The organism is Streptomyces sp. MBT53, from assembly GCF_016654115.1.
Taxonomy (GTDB): Bacteria; Actinomycetota; Actinomycetes; order Streptomycetales; family Streptomycetaceae; genus Streptomyces.
The window spans coordinates 1-6,900 of the sequence record NZ_JAEQAZ010000355.1; the positions used below are offsets into that span (position 1 = coordinate 1).

Consider the following 6,900-nt stretch of genomic DNA (forward strand, 5'->3'; position numbering starts at 1 on the left):
TCCCCGCCCCGTCCCCGTTCCGCACGCATCAGGAGCCCTCCGTGTCGATGACGACCGAACCGACCGAACCCTCCACCAGAACCGCCACCGGCCCCGGTCTGAGCACCGGCACCCTGGTCGCCGGTCTTCTCGCCGTCTGCCTCGCGCAGATCGGCCTGGCCATACCGGCCACCCTCAACGGGCTGTTCCAGTCCGACCTGCATCCGGTCGGCTCCCAACTCATCTGGATCTCCGACGCGTTCCTGCTCCCGGTCGCCGTGCTGGAGCTGACCTTCGGCCTGCTCGGCGACCTGTTCGGCCGCAAGCGGCTGCTGGTCGGCGGTGCTTCACTGCTGGCCGTGGGCGAGTTGGTCAGCGCCACGTCCTCCGGTGTCCATCAACTCTGGACCGGACAGGCCCTGGCGGGGCTGGGCGCCGCCGCCCTGTTCCCGACCTCGCTTGCCATCCTGGCCGCCGGCACCACCTCACCCGCGCAACGCGCCCGCGTCATCGCGATGTGGGCGGCGCTGCTCTCCACCGGCGGGTTCATCGCCCCGCTGCTCGGCGGCGTCACCGCCACCTACGGCTCCTGGCGCTGGTCCTTCGTCGTGGTCACCGCCGTCGCCGTGGCGAGCATCGCGGTCAGCGCCCTGTTCGCCGTCAACTCCAGCGCCCCTGAAGGCCGTTCGCTCGACATCGCGGGACAGGTCACCATCGGCCTGGGCCTGTTCGCCCTGCTCTACGCCATCATCCAGGGTCCGACGGACGGTTGGGCCTCGCCCTCGATCGTCATCGCCTTCGTCCTGGCCGCCGTGTTCCTCGCCGCCTTCATCCTGGCCGAGAAGCGGGCCAAGTCCCCGCTCCTGCGCCTGGACCTCTTCCGCAACCGCGCCTTCGCCGTCGCCTCGGTCGTGGCGGTGGTGGGCATGTTCGCCTTCCTCGGCACCGCATACTCCGTGAGCATCCGGCTCGGCCCGGTGCAGGACCAGGCACCCATGCGCACCGGCCTGGCGTTCGTCCTCCTCAACGGCATCACCCTCGCGATGCTGCCGCTGACGGAACGACTGCTGCGCACCGTCGCCCCCGGTCTGCTCCTGGGCGCCGGGCTGCTGTTGATCGCGGCGGGCGACTACTGGGCGGCCACGCTCCCGATCACCGACACCGCCTTCACCTCACTGATCCTGCCGCTCGGACTGGTCGGCCTGGGCTTCGCCATCACCGTCTCGTCGATCACGGCGACGGCCGTGAACACCGTGCCGACCCACCTGGCCGGCATGGCGAGCGCCACCACCAACCTGCTGCGCGACTTCGGCTTCACACTCGGCCCGGCCATCATCGGCGCGGTCGCCCTGAGCGGCGCGGCGAGCAGCTTCACCGACTCCCTCGACAACTCCGCCCTGCCCCCGGCGCTGAAGGGCGCGGGCACGGCCGTACTGGAAGAGGGCGGCCCGCTCGCGGTGAACGGCGCCTCGGCGGCCTCCCCTAAACTCGCCGACCTGCACCCACTCGCCCTGGACGCCCTCGGCCACGGCTACTCGATCGGCTTCGTCGTCTGCGGCAGCGCGGCCCTCGTCTCGGCACTGCTGGCCCTTGTCGCGCTCCGGGGCCGCAAGGCTTCCTCCGTGTGACGGCTCCGCCCCGGAGCCGCCAACTTCCTTAGCCGCAGGGCGAGTTGGAGCTCCAGAGCGCGGGCCGGGTCCTGCCAGTCCGCGCCGAGGAGTCTGCCCACGCGTTCCAGCCGCTGCGCCACGGTGTTGACGTGGACGTGCAGGTCGTCCCTCGTGCGGGCCGGACTCATGCCGCAGGCGAAGTACGCGTCGAGGGTGCGCAGCAGATCGGTTCCGCGACGCTCGTCGTACCGCATGACCGGGCCGATGGTCCGCTCGACGAATCCGCCGATGTCGCGGTCACCGGCGAGGAGCAGTCCGAGGAAGCCGAAGTCCTCGGCGGCGGCTCCGTCTCCGCAGCGGCCCAGGAGACGCAGGGCGTCGAGGCAACGCAGGCTCTCCTGATAGGCGTTGACCACGACGTCCGGCGCCGCGGCAGGCTTCTCGACAGGCCCGGAGGCGCCGACGGCGACCGCTTCGTGAACCGCCGCTCCCAGGTGCGCGGCGGTGCGCCGGGCGAGGTCCGTGGGGGTGTCGCCGGAGTCGAGGGGCAGCAGCAGGACGGTGCCGCCGTCGCGGGCGGCGGCCAGGCCGTGCCGGGTTCCGGCGAGATGTGAGGCGGCGGACCACAGTCGTCTGCGGGCGGCGGCCTCCTCGTCGGCGTCGCCCGCCGGGGCGTCAAGACGGGCGGCGAGGACGACATGAGTGGCGTCCAGGTCGGCGTGCAGCCGGGACGCGCGGTCCCGCAGCAGGCGTGGGTCGCGGTCGCGGGCGTCGAGCAGGTCGTCCAACAGCTCCCCGCGGACGCGCTGTTCGGCCTCGGCCGCCGATCTCCGGGCGAGCAGGAGCAGGGAGGTGACCATGGCGGCGCGCTCCAGGGTGCGCTGGTCGACGGGGTCCAGTCCGGGGTGGCCGCGCAGCACGAGGGCGCCGAGCAACTCGCCTCCGGCGGCGACTGCGGCGATCCAGTCGTCCCGGTGGCGGATCGCGTGTCCCTCCGTACGGGATGTCTCCAGCGCGTTCGTGGGTGTGGCGTCGGTTTCGGTGAACTCGACGTCTCCGTCGAGGACTTGGGAGACGGCGGCGGCCACGTCGTGGACCCCGCCGCCGCGCAGCACGAGTTCGGCGAGCCGGTCGTGGATGTCCGAGGCGCGCTCGATGACCGCGCTGCGGTCCTGGATGATCTCGTTGGCGCGCTCCAGGCCGGCGAGCGCCGAACGGGTCTCCGTGAGGAGGTTCGCGGTGTCGATGGCGGCTGCGGCGAGCGCGGCGAAGGAACCGAGCAGCGCGATCTGCTCCCGCTCGAAAACGCGCGCCCGCCGGTCCGCCGCGAACAGCACGCCGATCACGCGGTGCCCGAGCATCAACGGCACTCCGAGGATCGCCACCAGCCCCTCGTCGCGCACCCCCGAGTCGATGGTGGCGGTGTGCTGGAAGCGGTCGTCCTTGAAGTAGTCGTCGGTGACATAGGGACGTGCCGTCTGGGCGACGAGTCCGCCGAGTCCTTCCCCCATACCCAGGCGCAGTTGCTGGAAGCGGGCCGCGACCGAGCCCTCGGTGACCCGCATGCAGGTGTCGCCCCTGGTCGGGTCGTTGAGGCTGAGGTAGGCGACATCGGTGCCGAGCAGCGACCGGGCGCGCTGGACGATCGCCCGCAGCACGGCGTCGAGGTCGCGCAGGCCGGCGAGATCGTGGGCGGTCTCGAAGAGCGCGGACAGCTCGGCCTCACGGCGTCGGCGTCCCTCCAGCTCCGAACGCACGCGCAGCGCGAGCGACTTGGCGTGTTCGAGTCCGGCGATCAGCTCGGCCGGTCTCCCCTCGGCGCGGGCGAGCAGCACCGGCCGCTCGTAGGCGTCGGCGGAGGCGCCCCGGGCCAACAACTCCAGGAACGGCGCCTCGGCACTGCTCGGGCGCGCTCCGGCACCGGTGAGGGTGGCGGAGCGCTCGGCGGACTGCGCGTGATCGCTGGACATGGTCACAGGATTCCCCATCGCCGAGCCGGCCGGTCAGGCCTGTGGACAACTCAAGAACGCCTGCGCACCGGGCACATCAGTGCGCGGTCCACCCGCCGTCCAGGACCAGCGAGGTGCCGGTCACGAAGGACGCGTGCGGGCCGCACAGGTGGGCGACGGCCTCGGCTACCTCCTCAGGTTCGATGAGCCGTTTCACCGCGCTGTCCCGCAGGAGCACCTCGGTCAGCACCCGCTCCTCGGAAATGCCGTGCGCCCGTGCCTGGTCGGCGAGTTGCCGCTCGACCAGTGGGGTGCGCACATAGGCGGGGTTCACACAGTTGGAGGTGACTCCATGGGGTGCGCCTTCGAGGGCGGCGGTCTTGGAGAGTCCCTCCAGACCGTGTTTGGCGGCCACATACGCGGACTTGAAGGCGGAGGCGCGCAGCCCATGGACGGAGGACATATTGACGATCCGGCCCCAACCCTGCGCGTACATATGGGGCAGGGCCCCGCGGATGAGCCGGAAGGGTGCCTCCAGCATCACGGTGAGCACCGTGTGGAAGACGTCGGGCGGGAACTCCTCGATGGGGCGCACCAGTTGCAGACCCGCGTTGTTCACCAGGACATCCGTGCCGGCGGCGGCGCGCTCGGCGGCGTCCAGGTCGGTGAGGTCGAGGACATGCGCTTCGACGGTGCCCGCCAGGTCCCGCGCCTGCTCGGCGAGGGCCGCGAGTCCCGGGGCGTCCACGTCGACCGCTCTGACCTTCGCTCCGGCGGCGGCCAGCCGCAGGGTGCAGGCCCGGCCGATACCACCGGCGGCGCCGGTGACGAGTGCGGTACGGCCACCGAGGTCGAAGAGAGGGGTGGTGTGGGGCCCCGGGAGGGGGCTGGGCGCGGTCATGTGTCGAGCCTAGGCAGGCCTGTTGGCCCAACACATATGGGCTGAGCCCATACTTCAGTCAGAAGTCGTGGTGTCGAACCATGTGGGTGCGTCAGCCAGGGTCTGCTTGATCCGGAACAGTTGGTGATCGCTGACCTCGGGCAGCGCGTCCAGCTCGAACCAGCCGACCTCCAGGGACTCGTCGTCGTTCACGGCCGCCTCGCCGCCGACGGCCCGGCACTGCAGGGTGATGTCCATGAACTGGCAGGCGTCACCGTTCGGGTAGCTGATCGGTCCTCCGGCCTTGACCATGACGATCCGCTCGGCCACGCATTCGACGGCCGTCTCCTCGAACACCTCGCGCACCGCGCACACCGCGGGCTGCTCACCGGGCTCGGGAATGCCGGAGGGCAACGCCCACTCGTGGTTGTCCGACCGCTTGCCCAGCAGCACGCGTCCCGCGTCGTCGAAGACCACGGCGCTCACCCCGGGAAGCCACAGCAGTTGGTGCCCGGCGGATTCCCGGATCGTACGAATGAAATCAGGAGTAGCCATGGTCCGACCCTAACGGGACGATCCATGGCTGCTCCACGAACTGCCGTGCGTGCGGCGGGCGTACAGCGGGCGTACGGCTACACGTCGCCCGCGCGCCGCCGGCGCAGACCGGCGCCGATCGCCCAGCCGAGGCCGCCCGCGGCGACGAGGACCAGGGCCATTTCGGGCAGGATGCCGAGCTTGGTGGCCGGTGTCTCCGAGGAGCGCAGCGGCACCTTCTGGACCAGGGAGTCGGCGACGAACATGCCGGTCTTCTGGGTGATCTTCCCGTCCGGCATGATGATCGCGCTGACGCCGCTGGTCACCGGGACCGTGACGGTCCGGCTGTGCTCGACCGCGCGGACCCGGGACATGGCGAGCTGCTGGTAGGTCATCTCGCTGCGGTCGAAGGTCGCGTTGTTGCTGGGCACGGAGATCAGCTGGGCGCCGTCGGTGACCTCGGAGCGCACGGCCCAGTCGAAGGCGGCCTCGTAGCAGGTGACCAGGCCGATCTTGGCGCCGTTCATGGTGAACACGCCCGGCTTGGTGCCCCGGCTGAAGTCCTGGCGGACCATGCTGGTCCAGTTCTTGTTGATCGCCCCGAGGAGCGAGCGCATCGGGAGGTACTCGCCGAACGGCTGGATCTGCCGTTTGTCGTAGGTGTCGGTCGGGCCCTTCACCGGGTCCCAGAGGATCTGCTCGTTGTAGAGCTTGCCGCCCCGCTCGACCACGCCGCCGACCGAGATGGGCGCGCCGATCGCCTTCGCGGCCTCGTCGATGTCCGTGTACGCCTGGGCGTCGGCGAAGGGGTCGACGTCGGAGGAGTTCTCGGGCCACAGGACCACGTCGGGCTTCGCGACCTTGCCTGCCTTGACCTTCGCGGCCAGCCGCAGGGTCTCCTTGACGTGGTAGTCGAGGACGGCACGGCGCTGGGCGTTGAACTCCAGTCCCGCGCGCGGGACGTTGCCCTGGATGACCGCGACGGTCGTGGTGCCGTCCTCGGCCTTGTCGCTCACCAGGGACCGTGCCGCAAGCGCGCCGACGACCGGTACGGCCACGCTCAGCAGGGCCACGGCCGCGGCGGACCGCCGTACCTCATGGGTACGCCGGGTCTCCAGGGCCAGGCGCACGATCTCGTACAGGCCGAAGCCGCACAGGACGACGGCGAAGCCGAGGACCGGGGTGCCGCCCACCGCGGCGAGCGGCAGGAAGACGCCGTCCGCCTGGCCGAACGCGATCTTGCCCCAGGGGAAGCCATGGAAGGGGGCACGCGCGCGTACCGCCTCACCGGCGATCCACAGTGCCGCCGCCCACAGCGGCCAGGCGGGCAGTTTCGACACCGCCGTGATGCCCGCGCCGACCAGCGCGACGAAGATCGCCTCGACCGCGACCAGCGCGAGCCAGGGCCCGGGGCCGACCTCGACGCCGGTCCACACCAGCAGGGGCAGCAGGAATCCGAGGCCGAAGAGGTAGCCGAGGCCGAGGCCCGCCTTCCAGCTGCGGCCGCGCAGCACCCACCCGAAACAGGCGAAGGCGGGCAGCGCCAGCCACCACAGTGTGCGGGGCGGGAAACTGACGTAGAGCAGCACTCCGGAGAGGGCGGCTACGGCGGCCGGGACCAGACGGACGAGCCGGGCGAGGCGCGCTGCGGGCGCGGCCTGGGGCTCCAGCTGGTCCGACTCGTCCACGGAAGTTGCGGTGACGGTCACTCCGGGAGTGTACGGCGGCTGACCTTGGGGCCGACAGCACGGTCCGGATCGCAGCACGGGGCACTGAACAGCCCAGGAGCCGCATCGTTCCTGCGCAACTCGTCCACAAATCGGTCATCAGCCGTTACGGTGTGCCGGAGCCCCTGTCGTGCGGTCGGTCCAGGCCGGCGGCCGGGGTCGGTCACGGGTCGGGGGGCTCGGTTCAGGGGGCGGCGGGGTGGGTTCCACGGGGATGGCGT

At 71.3% G+C, this 6,900-nt stretch carries 5 protein-coding genes; 1 reads left to right on the forward strand and 4 read right to left on the reverse strand.

What is annotated here, in order from left to right; translation table 11 throughout:
- The first annotated feature begins 47 nt into the window (after window positions 1–47).
- A complete protein-coding gene (locus JHN45_RS50650) occupies window positions 48–1,607 on the forward strand; it encodes an MFS transporter (RefSeq protein WP_201056222.1) in 1,560 nt (519 codons plus the stop codon).
- Here JHN45_RS50650 and JHN45_RS50655 read toward each other — a convergent pair.
- From JHN45_RS50655 to lnt, 4 genes are all read right to left on the reverse strand, one after another.
- Window positions 1,511–3,559 carry a GAF domain-containing protein gene (locus JHN45_RS50655; protein ID WP_236585010.1) on the reverse strand — a complete coding sequence of 683 codons (2,049 nt, stop codon included), beginning with the start codon at window positions 3,557–3,559 and terminating at the stop codon, window positions 1,511–1,513. The two genes, JHN45_RS50650 and JHN45_RS50655, sit on opposite strands and share 97 nt — an antisense overlap.
- Window positions 3,560–3,635: 76 nt before the next feature.
- Window positions 3,636–4,439, reverse strand: a complete 804-nt coding sequence (locus JHN45_RS50660) for a 3-hydroxybutyrate dehydrogenase (RefSeq protein ID WP_201056224.1) — start codon at window positions 4,437–4,439, stop codon at window positions 3,636–3,638.
- A 54-nt stretch (window positions 4,440–4,493) separates the two neighbouring features.
- Entirely contained in the window at window positions 4,494–4,973 is a 480-nt protein-coding gene (locus JHN45_RS50665) for an NUDIX domain-containing protein (RefSeq protein WP_201056225.1), read from the reverse strand.
- 77 nt (window positions 4,974–5,050) lie between these two features.
- Window positions 5,051–6,661 carry an apolipoprotein N-acyltransferase gene (gene lnt / locus JHN45_RS50670; RefSeq protein WP_307783447.1) on the reverse strand — a complete coding sequence of 537 codons (1,611 nt, stop codon included), beginning with the start codon at window positions 6,659–6,661 and terminating at the stop codon, window positions 5,051–5,053.
- Between the last annotated feature and the right edge of the window lie 239 nt (window positions 6,662–6,900).

Excerpts from the sequence above, each read along its gene's own strand:
- JHN45_RS50650 (WP_201056222.1), top strand. The coding sequence starts at position 48 with ATGACGACCGAACCGACCGAACCCTCCACCAGAACCGCCACCGGCCCC.
- JHN45_RS50655 (WP_236585010.1), bottom strand. The coding sequence starts at position 3,559 with ATGTCCAGCGATCACGCGCAGTCCGCCGAGCGCTCCGCCACCCTCACC.
- JHN45_RS50660 (WP_201056224.1), bottom strand. The coding sequence starts at position 4,439 with ATGACCGCGCCCAGCCCCCTCCCGGGGCCCCACACCACCCCTCTCTTC.
- JHN45_RS50665 (WP_201056225.1), bottom strand. The coding sequence starts at position 4,973 with ATGGCTACTCCTGATTTCATTCGTACGATCCGGGAATCCGCCGGGCAC.